This is a genomic window from Sphingomonas kyungheensis (assembly GCF_037120395.1).
In the GTDB taxonomy this organism is placed as follows: domain Bacteria; phylum Pseudomonadota; class Alphaproteobacteria; order Sphingomonadales; family Sphingomonadaceae; genus Sphingomonas; species Sphingomonas kyungheensis.
Window position 1 is genome coordinate 133,001 of record NZ_JBBBDM010000007.1, and the last position, 13,920, is coordinate 146,920.

Below are 13,920 nucleotides of genomic sequence, written 5' to 3' on the forward strand. Positions count from 1 at the left end.
TTGTGGGAAAAAGAACACTGGGCTCCCGCTTTCGCGGGAGCACTGTACCTTTCAGGACGCGTGGACCGAGCGATCGTCCCTACTATCGCCTCCGCCTCGCTGCTTACCGCTCGTTCAGATAGTAACGATCCGTCGCCTGGAGCGCGTCGTCGAGTTCGTAGACGATCGGCTGGCCGGTCGGAATTTCCAGCCCGGTGATCGCATCATCCGGAATGTTCGACAGATGCTTGACCAGAGCGCGCAGCGAATTGCCGTGCGCGGAGATCAGCACGCGCTGGCCGTCGCGCAGCGCCGGGGCGATCCGCTCCTCGAAATAGGGCAGGACGCGGGCGATCGTGTCCTTGAGGCTCTCGGTGGCGGGGATGGCGATGCCGGCGTAACGGCGGTCGGCGGACAGATCATAGGCGCTGCCCGGCTCGAGCGGCGGCGGCGGCACGTCGAAGCTGCGGCGCCAGATATGCACCTGTTCGTCGCCGTGCTTGGCCGCCGTCTCCGCCTTGTCGAGGCCGGTGAGCCCGCCGTAATGGCGCTCGTTGAGCCGCCAGTCCTTCTCGGTCGGCAGCCACAGCCGCCCCATCGCCTCGAGCGCGAGGTTGAGCGTCTTGATCGCGCGCGTCTGCAGCGAGGTGAAGGTCATGTCGAAGTCGAGGCCCTTGGCGGCCATCAGCTCGCCCGCGGCGCGCGCCTCGGCGGCGCCTTTCTCGGTGACGTCGACGTCCCACCAGCCGGTGAAGCGGTTTTCGAGGTTCCAGCTGGACTGGCCGTGGCGGATCAGGACGAGGCGCGGCATCGAAAGGCTCCCTTTACGCTTTAAGGCTCGGCCCGAAGGTCGAGGGCGAAGAATTGGTTGTGCGGGCTGGGGCGATAGTCGGCGAACGGCCCGGTGTCGATGAAGCCGGCGCTGCGATACAGCGCGACCGCCGGCGCATGCAGCGCGGCGGTGCCGGTTTCGAGGCTGAGCCGGTGATAGCCGCGGCGGCGCGCCTCGGCGACGACATGGCCAAGCAGCGCGCGGCCGACGCCGGTGCCGCGCATCGCCGGGGCGGCGCGCATCGACTTGACCTCGCCATGGCACGGATCGAGCTGTTTCAGCGCAACGAAGCCGGCGAGCGTGCCGTCGCGCCACGCGGTCCAGAAGGTCACGTCGGGCCTGGACAGGCCGCCGGCGTCGAGCGCGAAGGCGAAATCCGCCATATGCCCGCGCAATTCGGCGAGATGGTGGGCGAGCAGCGCCGCGACGTGCGGCGCGGCGGGATCGTCCCGGCGGATCTCCATCAGATCGTGTCGATCATCTCGGTGAGCACCTCCAGGCACGCGACGCCGAGCCGGCGCGAGCGTTCGGGCGACCAGCCGAATTCGGCGTCGGGATTGGGATCATGGTCCTTGAACGGCATCTCCAGCGTCACCGACACCGCGCCGAAGCGGTGCGCGAGCTGGTTGGTCGACATCGACAGATTGGCGTTGCCGGCACTCGACTTCTCATAGCCCTTCTCGGTCTGGAAATCGGGGGTGTGCGCGGCGAGGCGGTGGCCGAAATCGTAGAATTTGGCGCCATGGTCCTCGGTCCAGTTCGGTATCCCCTCGAAGCCGGCGATGAAATTGGCCGGGATCGCCTCGTCGCCATGGACGTCGATCGCGAAGGCGACGCCGGTCGCGTCCATCGCATCGCGGACGCAGAGCACCTCGGGGCTGCGATCGGGCGTCGGCGCATGCCATTCGCGGTTGAGATTGACCCCCGCCGCATTGGTGCGCAGGTGGCCGCGGCGCGTGCCGTCTGGGTTCATATTGGGGACGACGTGCACCGTCGCCTTGGCGAGCAGCGGCGCGGCGGCCGGGCTGGTCAGCCAGTCGAGCGCGCCCTCCATCCAATATTCGGTCATCGATTCGCCTGGGTGCTGGCGCGCATAGAGCCAGACCGGCTTGGGCCCGTCGCCGATGCGCAGATAGTCGATGCTCTGCCCGTCGAGCGAAGTGCCGAGTTCGCGATGCGTCACCCCCGGCCGCGCGGCGATGCGCGCGACGAGATCGTGGTGCATCTCCATCGTGAACGGCGCGAAATAGGCGAACCAGGCGAGGTCGCCCGCGGCGTCGTAATCGAACGACAGCACGCCATCGTCATAGCGCGTCTCGATCATCCGCCATGCGCGGCGATCGGTGCTGACCCGCGTCTGGTAGCCGGGCCAGCCGAACGGATAGGCCGACTGGCCGGCGTTGACGATGCGGAAGCGCAGCCGCCGTCCGCCCGCGCCGGCGACGCGGAAGTAGAACCACTGGAAGAAATCGGACTGGTGATCGCGGACGATCTCGAGATCGACCTGATCGCCGTCGATTCCGACGACACGGATGTTGCCGCCGTCGAAGGCGGCGTTGATGCTGAGGGTCATGGGACTGCCTGATGGAGGATGTTTGTTACGGGACGTCGCGGTCCTCACCCTTCGCCGCCTTCGGCGTCTTTTCCAGTATCGGGTGAACAGCATGGGATGCTGTTCACCCGATACTCCTGATGGGAGAGGGAGGGGCGTCGCCGCGGAAGGGTGAGGGTCAAGGATTACCTCACCGAGATCGTCCGCCCCGATTCGCCGGGGAAGCCGGTGAACAGCGCGCGGGCGAGGCGGCCGGCCTGCTGGTCGGCGCCCTTGATGTCGCTGACCCCCTGCGCCTTGCCCTCCCAGACCGGCGACTGGTCGGCGCGGCGCTTGATCGTCACCGCCAGCTCGGCGACGAGCAATTCGGTCGGCCGGCTGCGGCCGATCGGGAAGCCGATGCCGCCGCCCAGCCCGACGCCGCCGCCGCGCCGCCCGCCGCTGAAGCCGCCGCCGCCGAGGCCGATGCTGACCGGCGACTGGCGCGGCGGGCCTTCGCGGCTGGTGCGGGTGAAGGCGACCGAGGCGACATAGTCCGGCGTCGCGCCCTGCGGCGGCAACGTATAGCCGACCTTGAGCAATTCGGCCTCGACCGCGGCGGCATAGGTCTTGAACTCGAGGCTCGCCGGGCTGCCGCCCGACAGCGGCTCGACCGCGACCGTGCCGCGCGCGATCGGCGCGCCGAGATGATAGCGGATCACGTCCGTCGGCGGCAGCGACGCGGTGGTCGCGCAACCGGCAAGAGCCGCGGCGGCGACGCCGAGCGCGAGGAACGGACGGAGGATCATGGCGGGGGACCTTTGCGATACGTTGCGTCTGGGAAACGCTCTAACGCGGCCTGCGTTGCTTGACTATTGCAGCCTCCACGCTTAGGCGCTCGCGCTTTCACCGACACCGTCAATCTCGAAAAGAAGCGAATCGATCATGAAGATCCGCAATAGCCTGAAGTCGCTCAAGGACCGTCATCGCGACAACCGCGTGATCCGTCGTCGCGGCCGTACCTACGTCATCAACAAGACCAACCGTCGCTTCAAGGCGCGCCAGGGCTAAGCCTTTGGGCGTGCCCACGGCCGATGTCGCTGCCGCCGTTCCGACGGCGGTGATCTTCGATGTCGGCCGGGTCCTGTACGACTGGGATCCCCGGATCCTCTACCGGCGCCTGATCGACGACGATCGGGCGCTCGATGCATTCCTGCGCGACGTCGTCACGCACGATTGGCATTTCCAGCATGATGCCGGACGCGACTTCGCCGATACCTCGGCGGAGCTCGTCGCGCTGCATCCCCAGCATGCCGAGCTGATCGCCGCCTGGGGACCGCGCTTCCTGGAGAGTATCGGCGATCCCATTCCCGGCATGCCGGCGCTGGTCGACGCACTCGACGCGGCGGGCGTGCCGCTGTTCGCGATCACCAATTTCAGCTACGAATTCTGGCCGCCGTTCCGCGCGCGCGAGGCGGCGATGTTCGATCGCTTCCGCGACATCGTCGTCTCGGGGGTCGAGAAGATGGTCAAGCCCGACCCGGCGATCTACCGGCTGGCGCTCGACCGGTTCGGGCTGGAGGCGGCGCGGACGGTGTTCATCGACGACAATGCCGCCAATATCGCCGGCGCACGCAGCGTCGGGCTGATCGCGCTGCACTTCACCGACGCACCGACGCTGCGGGCGGAGTTGGCGGCGCTGGGGCTGGTCGCGGCGTAGGCCTGCGGATCGGGGCAGTGGGCCGAGGCTGCCGTTGCTGTTGCTCGCTTCTCCGGTCATTCCCAGCTTTATCGCCATCCCTGCGCAGACGGGAATCCCGAGACGCTGACGGTGCGGCTCGAGCGAAGACCCGCGCGTCTGGATCCCCGCCTGTGCGAGACCTCTGCGAACGTTTCGAAACCGCCCCGGCGCAAGCCGGGGCCCAGTTGGGAGGCCTTTGTAACTGATTGCAAAGCTTCACCAAACTGGACTCCGGCCTGCGCCGGGGTGGTACGTGAGCAGGTCAGGTTGCTACTGTCGCAGAGGCCTCGCCTGCGCGGGGATGACACCGTTAGCGGATGACAACGTTAGGGGGTGACGGGGCAGGGGAAGACGGAGCTGGCGCGCGGCATGGCTGGGCCGGGATAGGACGTTCGCTCGCCGCCCTCATCCCATTCGCCGCTAGCCTCCTGAAAAAGCCACTGTATGGTGCGGCGACGTCGCCGGGGGGCGGCGTGTGTTTCCCCGCGGGATCTTCCATGCACCGTATCCTGATCGGCGTCGCCGGCATCCTCGTCATTCTCGCCATTGCCGTTGCGCTGTCCGCCGATCGCCGGGCGATCCGGTTGCGCGTCGTCGGCGCCGCCTTCGCGTTGCAGGCGCTGATCGCCACCGTCGTGCTCTATTGGGGGCCGGGGCGGCAGGCGCTCGCCGCCGCGTCGGCGGGGGTCGCGGCGCTGCTCGGCTATTCGCAGCGCGGCACCGAATTCCTGTTCGGCAAGCTCGCCGCGCCCGAGATCGGCGGGCAGAGCTTCGCGATCGCGGCGCTGCCCGTCATCATCTTCTTCGCCAGCCTCGTCTCGATCCTCTATTATCTCGGCGTGATGCAGGTGGTGGTGCGCTGGGTCGGCGGCGCGATCGAGACGGTGATCGGCACCTCCAAGGTCGAATCCCTGTGCGCGGCGGCGAACATCTTCGTCGGCCAGAGCGAATCGCCGCTGGTGATCCGCCCCTATCTCGCCGGCCTCACCCCGCCGCAGGTGTTCACGGTGATGACCAGCGGCATGGCGGGCGTCGCGGGGACGATCCTCGCGGCCTATGCCTCGATGGGCATCCGCATCGAATATCTGCTCGCGGCGAGCTTCATGGCGGCGCCGGGCGGGATCCTGATGGCGAAGATCATCATGCCCGACCGTCGCCTTCCGCCCGAGGGCGAGCTGCCGCTCGGCGACCAGCCCGGCGCGCCGCGCGACGTCCGCCTCGCCGAGGCGCGGATCAGCGGCGCCGGCCCCGCCGCGCTGCTGCCCGAAGGCACGCCCGGCGAGCCGCTGCCCGAGGCGACGCATGACGAGGAAAAGCCCGCCAATCTCATCATGGCGGCGGCACAGGGCGCGCAGACCGGCGTGCGGCTGGCGGTGGCGGTCGGCGCGATGGTGCTCGCCTTCGTCGCGCTGGTCGCGCTCGCCAACGGGCTGCTCGGCGCGCTCGGTGGTCTCGTCGGGCTGCCGGGGCTGAGCTTCCAGGCGCTGCTCGGCTATGTCTTCCAGCCGGTGATGCTGCTGCTCAACGTGCCGTGGAACGAGGCGGGGATCGCCGGCGGGCTGTTCGGCGAGAAGATCGTGCTCAACGAATTCGTCGCCTATATCGATCTCGGCAAACAGGCCGGGCAGCTCAGCGCGCGGACGATCGCGGTGGTGACCTTCGCCTTGTGCGGCTTCGCCAATTTCTCGTCGATCGCGATCCAGATGGCGGTGACCGGCAGCCTCGCCCCCAATCAGCGGCCGACGATCGCGCGTCTGGGCCTGCGCGCGCTGGCGGCGGGCAGTCTCGCCAATCTGATGAGCGCGGCGCTCGCCGGGCTGCTGATCGGCTGAGCCGGGCAGGATGACCGGCCTCCGCCGTACGCTCGGACCGGGCCAGCTCGCGATGATCGCGATCGGCGGCGCGGTCGGCACCGGGCTGTTCCTCGGCAGCGGCCTCGCGATCGGGCTCGCCGGACCGGCGGTGCTGGTCAGCTATGCGATCGGCGGGCTGGTGACGCTGGCGCTGATGGGCTGCCTTGCCGAGATGACGGTGGCGGACCCGGCGACGGGGTCGTTCGGGCTGTTCGCCGAACGCTATCTCGGCCGCTTCGCCGGCTTCCTCGTCCGCTATGCCTATGCCGCGGCGGTGATCCTGGCGATCGGTACCGAGGTGACCGCGGTGGCGATCTACATGCGCTACTGGGCGCCGGGCGTGCCGGGATTGTGGTGGATCGCCGGCTTCTCGCTGGCGCTGCTCGGCGTCAACCTCGCCAGCGTGCGGCTGTTCGGTGCGGTCGAATATGTCTTTTCGGCGATCAAGATCGCGGCGATCCTGGTCTTCGTCGCAATCGGCCTGTGGATGATCGCGGCGCGCGGCGTCGGCTTCAGCCACTATACCGATGCCGGCGGCTTCGCGCCACACGGGCTGGGCGGGATCTGGACCGCGGTGATCGTCGCGATCTTCAGCTATATCAGCATCGAGATGATCGCGGTCGCGGCGGGCGAGGCGCGCGATCCCGAACGCGCGATCGTCCGCGCTTTCCGCTCGACGATGCTGCGGCTGGCGCTCTTCTATCTTGGCAGCCTCGCGGTGATGCTGGCGATCGTGCCGTGGCGCGAGGCGGGGACGGCGACGAGCCCGTTCGTCACGGTGATGCAGGCGACCGGCGTGCCCTATGCCGCGGGCGTGCTCAACGCAGTGGTGGTGATCGCGGCGCTGTCGGCGATGAACAGCCAGCTCTATGCCGCGTCGCGGATGCTGTTCAGCCTCGCCGAGAGCGGCCTTGCGCCCGCAGGCCTGGCGCGAGTCGACCGGCGCGGGGTGCCGGCGGCGGCGCTGCTGGTATCGGCGGGCGGCATCGGGGTGGCGGGCGGCGTCTATGCCTGGCGGCCGGAGGCGGCGTTCGGGGTGATGATCGCGGTGTCGATCTTCGGCGCGCTGTTCACCTGGGGGATGATCTTCGTCACCCATCTCGCCTTCCGGCGGCGGCACGGGGCTCCGGCGGCGTTCCGGCTGTGGGGCTATCCGTGGACGAGCATTGCCGGCGCTGTGGCGATCCTGGCGATCCTGCTGACGACGCCGTTCACCGCGCCGTTCGCGCTGACGCTGGTATATGGTCTGCCGTTTCTTGGCGTGCTGGCGGGGGTGTATGCGGTGTGGTTCCGCGGTGCGGTGTCTCGCTGACGTTCCCCCCCATTCGTCATCCCGGCGCAAGCCGGGATCCATGGACGCGCGACGCTGATGATGCGCGAGACAAGCGGAGGCGCCGTGACCATGGATCCCGACTTTCGTCGGGATGACGAAGGGAAGGGGATGACGAAGGGAAGGGGATGACGAAGGGAAGGGAATGGCAAAGGGCAGGGCGGACGGACCTTATTCGTCGGTGCGCATCTTCACCTTGTTGGGCAGGTCCTTGCCCTTGGTGCGGCGCGAGGGGAGCTGCACCGGATTCTTCTTCTTCCATTCCTTGAACGTCATCGGCCCGTCGGGCGTGTCGATCATCGTATCGTCGAGGCTCATCGTGTCGGCTCCGGGGTCGCGCCGCTATAGTCGTAGAAGCCGCGGCCGGTCTTGCGGCCGTACCAGCCGGCCTCGACATATTTGACGAGCAGCGGCGCCGGGCGGAATTTGGGATCGCCGGTGCCGTCGAACAAGACGCGGATGATCTCGAGACAGGTGTCGAGGCCGATGAAGTCGGCGAGCGTCAGGGGGCCCATCGGATGGTTGAGGCCCAATTGGCAGGCGAGGTCAATGTCGCGGATCGTCGCGACGCCCTCGCCGAGCGCGAAGATCGCCTCGTTGATCATCGGCATCAGCACGCGGTTGACGATGAAGCCGGGCGCGTCATTGGCGCGCACCACCGCCTTGCCGAGCCGGTCCGCATAGGCCTCGATCGCGGCGACGGTGGTGTCGGCGGTGGCGAGGCCGCGGATCACCTCGATCAGCCCCATCACCGGCACCGGGTTGAAGAAGTGGACGCCGATGAAGCGCGCCGGATCTGGCGTGCTCTGCGCCAGCCGCGTGATCGGGATCGATGAGGTGTTGGAGGCGAGGATCGCGTCGCGGCCGAGCACCGTGCCGACCTCGGCGAAGATGGCGCGCTTGATCTCCTCGCGCTCGGTCGCCGCCTCGATCACCAGTCCGCATTCGGCCATGGCGGCAAGGGCGGCGACCGGTTCGATGCGGGCGAGCGTCGCGTCGCGCGTCGCCGCGTCGATCTTCTCCTTGTCGACGGCGCGGGCGAGCAATTTGGCGATGCCCGCCTTGCCCGCCTCGGCGCGCTCGATCGACACGTCGCTGAGCAGCACGCGATAGCCCGCCGCCGCCGAAACCTGGGCGATGCCGGCGCCCATCTGGCCCGACCCGATCACTCCCACTGCCTGCATGTCCGTCTCCTATTGGCTTTGCCGCCGGCCATAGCCGGTTTCGGCGCGGCTGCCAGCGGCGCGCATCAGGGCGCGGGACGTTCCGCCTGCGCCTCGGCGAGATAGAGGCCGAACAGGCCGTCGGGATCGGTCCATTCGCGGATCGGCGTCCAGCCGCCCGAGCGCAGCAGGATGCGCGCGTCGCGCGAGCCGTATTTATGGCTGTTCTCGGTGTGGATGCTCTCGCCCTCGGCAATCGCGAAGGGGCGGCCGTCGACGGTGAAGGCGACGTCGCGCGTCGCGACGAGGTGCATCTCGATCCGCGCGCGGTCGTCGTTCCAGCGCGCCTCGTGCGCGAAGGCGTCGACCGGGATGGTGCCGGCGAGTTCGCGGTTGATCCGGTCGAGCAGATTGCGGTTGAACGCCGCGGTGACGCCGCCGGCATCGTCATAGGCGGCGACCAGCGTCGCCTCGTCCTTGATCCGGTCCATGCCGATCAGCAGCATCGCGCCCTCGCCGAGCGAGGCGCGCATCGTGCGCAGCAGGTCGACCGCCATCAGCGGGATCATGTTGCCGATCGTCGAACCGGGGAAGAAGCCGAGCTTGGGCGTATCCGCCACCGCGCGCGGCAGGGTCAGCGGGCGCATGAAGTCCGCCTCGAACGGCAGCACCGGCAGGCCCGGGAAGGCCTCGGCGAGCGTCAGCGACGATTCGCGAAGGAAATCGCCGGAGATGTCGATCGGCACATAAGCGGATGGGTCGGTGCAGCGCAGCAGCAGCGGCGTCTTGAGCGACGATCCCGAACCGAACTCGACCACCGCGCGGCCACGCCCCGCCACCTCGGCGACCTCGGCACAGACGTGTTCGAGCATCGCGGTCTCGGTCCGCGTCGGATAATATTCGGGGACGCTGGTGATGTCCTCAAACAGCTCGGAACCGCGGCGGTCGTAGAACCAGCGCGCGGGGATCGCGCGCGGGCGGCGTTCGAGCCCGGCGAGCACGTCCGCGCGGAATTGCGGATCGGCGAGCGACTGCTCGCCGTCCTCGACTTCGGGCTTGAGCATTACAGATCCTTGGCGAGCCGCACGCCGGTGAACTGCCAGCGCTGGTGCGGGTAGAAGAAGTTGCGGTAGCAGGCGCGGGCATGGCCGCGCGGAGTGGCGCAGCTGCCGCCGCGCAGCACGAACTGGCCGCTCATGAACTTGCCGTTGTATTCGCCGACCGCGCCTGCGACCGGGCGGAAGCCGGGATAGGGGCGATAGGCGCTGCCGGTCCATTCCCAGACGTTGCCGAAGAAGGCGGGGCCGGCGGCGGGGCGCGGCTCGACCGGGCCGGCGGCGTCCATCTGGTTGCCGGCGTGGCTGTCGTGCGCCTGCGCCGCGGCTTCCCATTCGAATTCGGTCGGCAGCCGTGCGCCGGCCCAGCTCGCATAGGCGTCCGCCTCGTAGAGGCTGACGTGCGTCACCGGCGCGGCGGGGTCGATCGGCCGCCGCCCGTCGAGGCCGAAGCGCGTCCAGGTGCCGTCGCGTTGCTCCCAATAGAGCGGTGCAGCGATACCCTCCGCCTTGACCCACGCCCAGCCGTCGGCGAGCCAGTAAGCGGGATCGCGATAGCCGCCGTCGGCGATGAACGCCGCCCATTCGCCGTTGGTGACGGTGCGGTCGGCGATGGCATGCGGCGCGAGCAGGGCGTCGTGGCGCGGGCCTTCGCAATCGAAGGCGAAGCCCTCCCCGCCGTGACCGACGCGGACGATGCCGCCGGCATGGTCGATCCAGCCGATCGGCCCGGGCATCGCCACCGGTACCTTGGGCGCGGCGGGCCAGATCGCCGGCTCGAGCGGATTCTCGCCGAACAGGTGGAGGATGTCGGTGACGAGCAGCTCCTGATGCTGCTCCTCGTGATGGCAGCCGAGCGTGACCAGCTCGCGCGCGGCGTCGGGCAGGTCGTCGAGCGCGGCGAGCAGGGCGTCGTCGACATGAGCGCGATAGGCGCGCACCTCGTCGAGCGACGGGCGGGTGATCATGCCGCGGCGGTCGCGCGCGTGGCGGCGCCCCTCCGCCTCGTAATAGCTGTTGAACAGGAAGGGGAAGCGCTCGTCGTGCAGGCGGTAGCCGGCGACATGGTCGCGCAGCACGAAGGTCTCGAAGAACCAGGTGGTGTGCGCAAGATGCCATTTGGTCGGCGACGCATCGGGCATCGACTGGACGGTGGCATCGGCATCCGACAGCGGCGCGGCGAGCGCGAGGGTGAGCGCACGGACATGGCGGAACCGCTCGGCAAGGGCGGCACGCGGTGCGGGAGCGATCTTCAACATGGCAAACCCTCCCCGGTGCGGCTTGCCGCAGATCAGGATGACGCATGAAACGCCAAAGGGTTGCAGCAGCTTGCGGATTTGTTCCCGTGGGTTGGCGGAAAACGTCGGGCGGGGAAGCCCGCCCGCGCCGTATCGGCTAGCGGCTCGCTCCCGGCTGCCAGAGGATGTCGCCTGCGCCGGCGCCATTGACGACCCGGGTCGCGACGAACAGCCAGTCCGACAGGCGGTTGAGATAGGCGAGCGCCGGCGCGTTGAGCCCCTCCGCCGCCACCGCGCTGCGCTCGGCGCGGCGGACGATCGCGCGGGCAAGGTGGAGCGCCGCGGCACCGGCGTCGCCGCCGGGCAGGATGAAGCTGGTCAGCGGCGCGAGACCGGCGTTCATCGCGTCGATCTCCGACTCGAGCCGCGCGACCTGTGCCGGCACGATGCGCAGCGCGCCGTCGATCCCCGCGGGCGTCGCAATGTCCGCGCCGAGATCGAACAGGTCGTTCTGGATGACGCGCAGCGCCGCCGCAGGCGCCCGCTCGCCGAGCGCGGCGACGGCGACGCCGATCGCGCTGTTCGCCTCGTCGACGTCGCCGATCGCCGCCATGCGCGGATCGGCCTTGGAGACGCGCGACCCGTCGACCAGCCCGGTGGTGCCGGCGTCGCCGGTGCGCGTGTAGATGCGGTTGAGCTTGACCAAGGCGGTCAGGTGCGGCCGGCGAGGAACAGGATCAGCACCACGATCAGGATCGCCAGCGCCTGGAAGAAGATGCGCATCTGCATCATCTTGTTCGACTTGAGCGAGGCGGCGGACGGCCCTTCGCCGCCGCGCACCTGCGCATGCGATTCCTGAAGGAAGGCGATGACGCCACGCACCAGCGCGACCACCGTCGCCAGCATCGCCGCGATCAGCAGCAGGACGAGGAAGGTGTTCATCCGCTATAGGTAAGCGCTCGCCACCATAAAGCCAATGGGAAGCCGGCCATCGCGCAACGCCGCCGCCAGCGCCCGCCCGTCCTCGCCCGCGGCACGCAGATCGGCGAGCGCCGGCGCGCCGTTGCGCTTGGCGAGCCGCGTGCCGTCGGGGCCGAGCAGCAGCGGGTGATGGCGGTAGCGCGGCGTCGGCAGGCCGAGCAACGCCTGCAGCAAGCGGTGGATGTCGGTGGCGCGCATCAGGTCGCGCCCGCGCACGACATCGGTGATGCCCTGCGCGGCATCGTCGATCGTCACCGCCAGGTGATAGCTCGCCGGGGCATCCTTGCGCGCCAGCACGACGTCGCCGAACGCGCCCGGATCGGCGCGCTGCCGCCCCGCGATCGCATCATGCCAGTCGAGCGGCCCCGCCGCCGCGACCGCCCGGTCGACCGCCAGCCGCCACGCATGCGGCACGCCGGCGGCGATGCGCGCCGCCGTGTCCGCGGCCGGCAGATGCCGGCAGGTGCCGGGATAGACCAGCCCGTCCGGCCCGTGATGCGGCGCCGACGCGCTCGCGGCGATATCGGCGCGCGTGCAGAAACAGGCATAGAGAAGGCCGCGCTCGCGCAGCGCCGCCAGCGCCGCGCGATAGGCGGCGAGCCGGGTCGACTGGCGCAGCACCGGCCCGTCCCAGGCGAGGCCGAGCCAGGCGAGATCCTCGACGATGCCGGCGACATGCTCCTCGCGACTGCGCGTGCCGTCGATATCCTCGATGCGCAGCAGGAAGCGGCCACCGGCGGCGCGGCCATGGTCGTGCGCCTGCAACGCCGCATAGGCATGGCCGAGGTGGAGCCGCCCGGTCGGGCTCGGCGCGAAGCGGGTGACGACGGCCGTCATCGGCGCGCCACCGGGCGCGGCCTGCCGCACAAGGCTTGACCGCCATCAATCGGGCGTGCTGTCATACCAGCGTCACTCTCGTGGGCGACAGGGCCTGCGGGTAATCCGTGGGAGGAGCCGTGTTTCATCCCGATCTGATCCGTCACCCCGATTCTTGTCCGGCGCTGGTACTCAACGCCGACTACACGCCCCTGTCCTATTATCCGCTCAGCGTCTGGCCGTGGCAGACCGCGATCAAGGCGGTGTTCCTCGACCGGGTCGATATCGTCGCGCATTACGAACGCACCGTGCGCAGCCCGACCGCGGAGATCAAGCTGCCCTCGGTGATTGCGCTCAAACAATATGTGCGCCCCTCGGCCTTTCCCGCCTTCACCCGCTTCAACCTGTTCCTGCGCGACAAATTCGCCTGCCAATATTGCGGCGTCGGGCGCGACCTGACCTTCGACCATGTCGTGCCGCGCGCGCAGGGCGGGCGGACGACGTGGGAGAATGTCGTCACCGCCTGCGCGCCGTGCAACCTCAAGAAGGGCGGGCGGACGCCAAAACAGGCGCATATGCCGCTGTATGTCGAGCCGATCCGGCCGACCAACTGGCATTTGCAGGAACATGGCCGCGCCTTCCCGCCCAACTATCTCCACGACACATGGCACGACTGGCTCTACTGGGACGTTGAGCTGGAAGCGTAACGAACGGAGACCGGGTTTGCGGACGGGGATGATGATCGCGGCGGCGCTCGCGATACCGGCAATGCTGGCCGGCTGCGGCGAGCGCCAGGAGAAGATGGCGCAGGCGGACGCCAATGCCGCCGGCTTCGTGCCCCCGGCGGTGACCAGCCGCGTCGACTTCACCAGCACGATGGAGCGGCGTTTCCGCGCGCTCGACCGCAACGCCGACGACCGGCTCGACAAGACCGAGCTGCCCCGCCAGAACAGCCGCCTGATGGGCCTCGACCGCAATGGCGACGGCGTGATCAGCCTGATCGAATGGGACGAAGGCACGCTCAAGCGCTTCGACCAGATGGACCTCAATCACGACGGCACCGTCACCTCCGAAGAGGAAAAGGAATGGCGCGCCGCCCGCGCCGCCGGCCGCTCCCCGACCGCGCGACCGACGACGCCGGTGCCGGGCGATCCGCTCGGGAACAGCGGGGGGTGAGGGCGCGGGGCGGGCGGTGGCCCGTCGGCGCGCCCGGCGGCGGCGATGCACGACCGGTTCCGGTGCGATCACTGTGGAGCCAGGCGTCGGATCGAACGGTCGGTGGATTGCGAGACCTTTGCGGTATCGCTCCAGTGCTCCTGCGGACGTGTACTGTTTCGTGAGGTTGGCAAGCTGTTCAGCAGGAGCGGTGTAGCCGAGGCATTGCAGTCGCGTTCGGTTGTA

Annotated in this window: 17 protein-coding genes; 6 read left to right on the forward strand and 11 right to left on the reverse strand. The window is 69.1% G+C overall.

The window, feature by feature from the left end:
• Positions 1 to 103: 103 nt before the first annotated feature.
• From gpmA to V8201_RS14085, 4 genes are all read right to left on the reverse strand, one after another.
• Positions 104 to 790 carry a 2,3-diphosphoglycerate-dependent phosphoglycerate mutase gene (gene gpmA, locus V8201_RS14070; protein ID WP_037535099.1) on the reverse strand — a complete coding sequence of 229 codons (687 nt, stop codon included), beginning with the start codon at positions 788 to 790 and terminating at the stop codon, positions 104 to 106.
• Positions 791 to 810: 20 nt separating this feature from the next.
• Complete coding sequence (locus V8201_RS14075; RefSeq protein ID WP_336545679.1) at positions 811 to 1,275, reverse strand: GNAT family N-acetyltransferase; 465 nt, start codon at positions 1,273 to 1,275, stop codon at positions 811 to 813.
• The gene (locus V8201_RS14080) at positions 1,275 to 2,384 is read right to left on the reverse strand and encodes a M14 family metallopeptidase (RefSeq protein ID WP_336545680.1); all 1,110 of its coding nucleotides are present in this window, start codon (positions 2,382 to 2,384) and stop codon (positions 1,275 to 1,277) included. Before V8201_RS14080 ends, V8201_RS14075 begins: the two co-directional genes overlap by 1 nt.
• A gap of 164 nt (positions 2,385 to 2,548) precedes the next feature.
• Positions 2,549 to 3,151, reverse strand: coding sequence for a DUF4136 domain-containing protein (locus V8201_RS14085; RefSeq protein WP_037535102.1), 603 nt, complete (start codon positions 3,149 to 3,151; stop codon positions 2,549 to 2,551).
• Positions 3,152 to 3,287: 136 nt separating this feature from the next.
• Here V8201_RS14085 and ykgO point away from each other — a divergent pair, with 136 nt between their 5' ends.
• The 4 genes from ykgO to V8201_RS14105 all read left to right on the forward strand — a co-directional run bounded on the left by ykgO (position 3,288) and on the right by V8201_RS14105 (position 7,248).
• Complete coding sequence (ykgO, locus tag V8201_RS14090; RefSeq protein WP_003046794.1) at positions 3,288 to 3,413, forward strand: type B 50S ribosomal protein L36; 126 nt, start codon at positions 3,288 to 3,290, stop codon at positions 3,411 to 3,413.
• A gap of 10 nt (positions 3,414 to 3,423) precedes the next feature.
• Positions 3,424 to 4,062: an HAD family hydrolase gene (locus tag V8201_RS14095; RefSeq protein WP_336545681.1), complete on the forward strand. Its 639-nt coding sequence runs from the start codon at positions 3,424 to 3,426 to the stop codon at positions 4,060 to 4,062.
• Positions 4,063 to 4,580: 518 nt separating this feature from the next.
• Entirely contained in the window at positions 4,581 to 5,915 is a 1,335-nt protein-coding gene (locus V8201_RS14100) for a NupC/NupG family nucleoside CNT transporter (protein WP_336545682.1), read from the forward strand.
• Between the two features lie 10 nt (positions 5,916 to 5,925).
• Positions 5,926 to 7,248 carry an amino acid permease gene (locus V8201_RS14105; protein WP_336545683.1) on the forward strand — a complete coding sequence of 441 codons (1,323 nt, stop codon included), beginning with the start codon at positions 5,926 to 5,928 and terminating at the stop codon, positions 7,246 to 7,248.
• 189 nt (positions 7,249 to 7,437) lie between these two features.
• Here V8201_RS14105 and V8201_RS14110 read toward each other — a convergent pair whose 3' ends face one another.
• The 7 genes from V8201_RS14110 to gluQRS all read right to left on the reverse strand — a co-directional run bounded on the left by V8201_RS14110 (position 7,438) and on the right by gluQRS (position 12,540).
• Complete coding sequence (locus tag V8201_RS14110; protein ID WP_200870433.1) at positions 7,438 to 7,584, reverse strand: hypothetical protein; 147 nt, start codon at positions 7,582 to 7,584, stop codon at positions 7,438 to 7,440.
• A complete protein-coding gene (locus V8201_RS14115; protein WP_037535105.1) occupies positions 7,581 to 8,450 on the reverse strand; it encodes a 3-hydroxybutyryl-CoA dehydrogenase in 870 nt (289 codons plus the stop codon). Before V8201_RS14115 ends, V8201_RS14110 begins: the two co-directional genes overlap by 4 nt.
• Positions 8,451 to 8,515: 65 nt before the next feature.
• Positions 8,516 to 9,493 carry an L-histidine N(alpha)-methyltransferase gene (egtD, locus tag V8201_RS14120; RefSeq protein ID WP_037535106.1) on the reverse strand — a complete coding sequence of 326 codons (978 nt, stop codon included), beginning with the start codon at positions 9,491 to 9,493 and terminating at the stop codon, positions 8,516 to 8,518.
• Positions 9,493 to 10,743: an ergothioneine biosynthesis protein EgtB gene (egtB, locus tag V8201_RS14125; protein ID WP_336545684.1), complete on the reverse strand. Its 1,251-nt coding sequence runs from the start codon at positions 10,741 to 10,743 to the stop codon at positions 9,493 to 9,495. Before egtB ends, egtD begins: the two co-directional genes overlap by 1 nt.
• Positions 10,744 to 10,879: 136 nt before the next feature.
• Positions 10,880 to 11,428 carry a cob(I)yrinic acid a,c-diamide adenosyltransferase gene (locus V8201_RS14130; RefSeq protein WP_037535108.1) on the reverse strand — a complete coding sequence of 183 codons (549 nt, stop codon included), beginning with the start codon at positions 11,426 to 11,428 and terminating at the stop codon, positions 10,880 to 10,882.
• 5 nt (positions 11,429 to 11,433) lie between these two features.
• The gene (locus V8201_RS14135) at positions 11,434 to 11,664 is read right to left on the reverse strand and encodes a twin transmembrane helix small protein (protein WP_037535109.1); all 231 of its coding nucleotides are present in this window, start codon (positions 11,662 to 11,664) and stop codon (positions 11,434 to 11,436) included.
• A gap of 3 nt (positions 11,665 to 11,667) precedes the next feature.
• On the reverse strand, positions 11,668 to 12,540 hold the full coding sequence (gene gluQRS / locus V8201_RS14140) for a tRNA glutamyl-Q(34) synthetase GluQRS (protein WP_336545685.1): 873 nt from the start codon (positions 12,538 to 12,540) through the stop codon (positions 11,668 to 11,670).
• A gap of 119 nt (positions 12,541 to 12,659) precedes the next feature.
• Between gluQRS and V8201_RS14145 the strand changes: the two genes are divergently transcribed.
• Complete coding sequence (locus tag V8201_RS14145) at positions 12,660 to 13,226, forward strand: HNH endonuclease (RefSeq protein ID WP_037535110.1); 567 nt, start codon at positions 12,660 to 12,662, stop codon at positions 13,224 to 13,226.
• A gap of 28 nt (positions 13,227 to 13,254) precedes the next feature.
• Positions 13,255 to 13,695 (forward strand): CREC-EF hand family protein, encoded by a 441-nt coding sequence (locus V8201_RS14150; RefSeq protein WP_235199772.1) that lies wholly within the window; start codon positions 13,255 to 13,257, stop codon positions 13,693 to 13,695.
• Positions 13,696 to 13,920 lie beyond the last annotated feature (225 nt).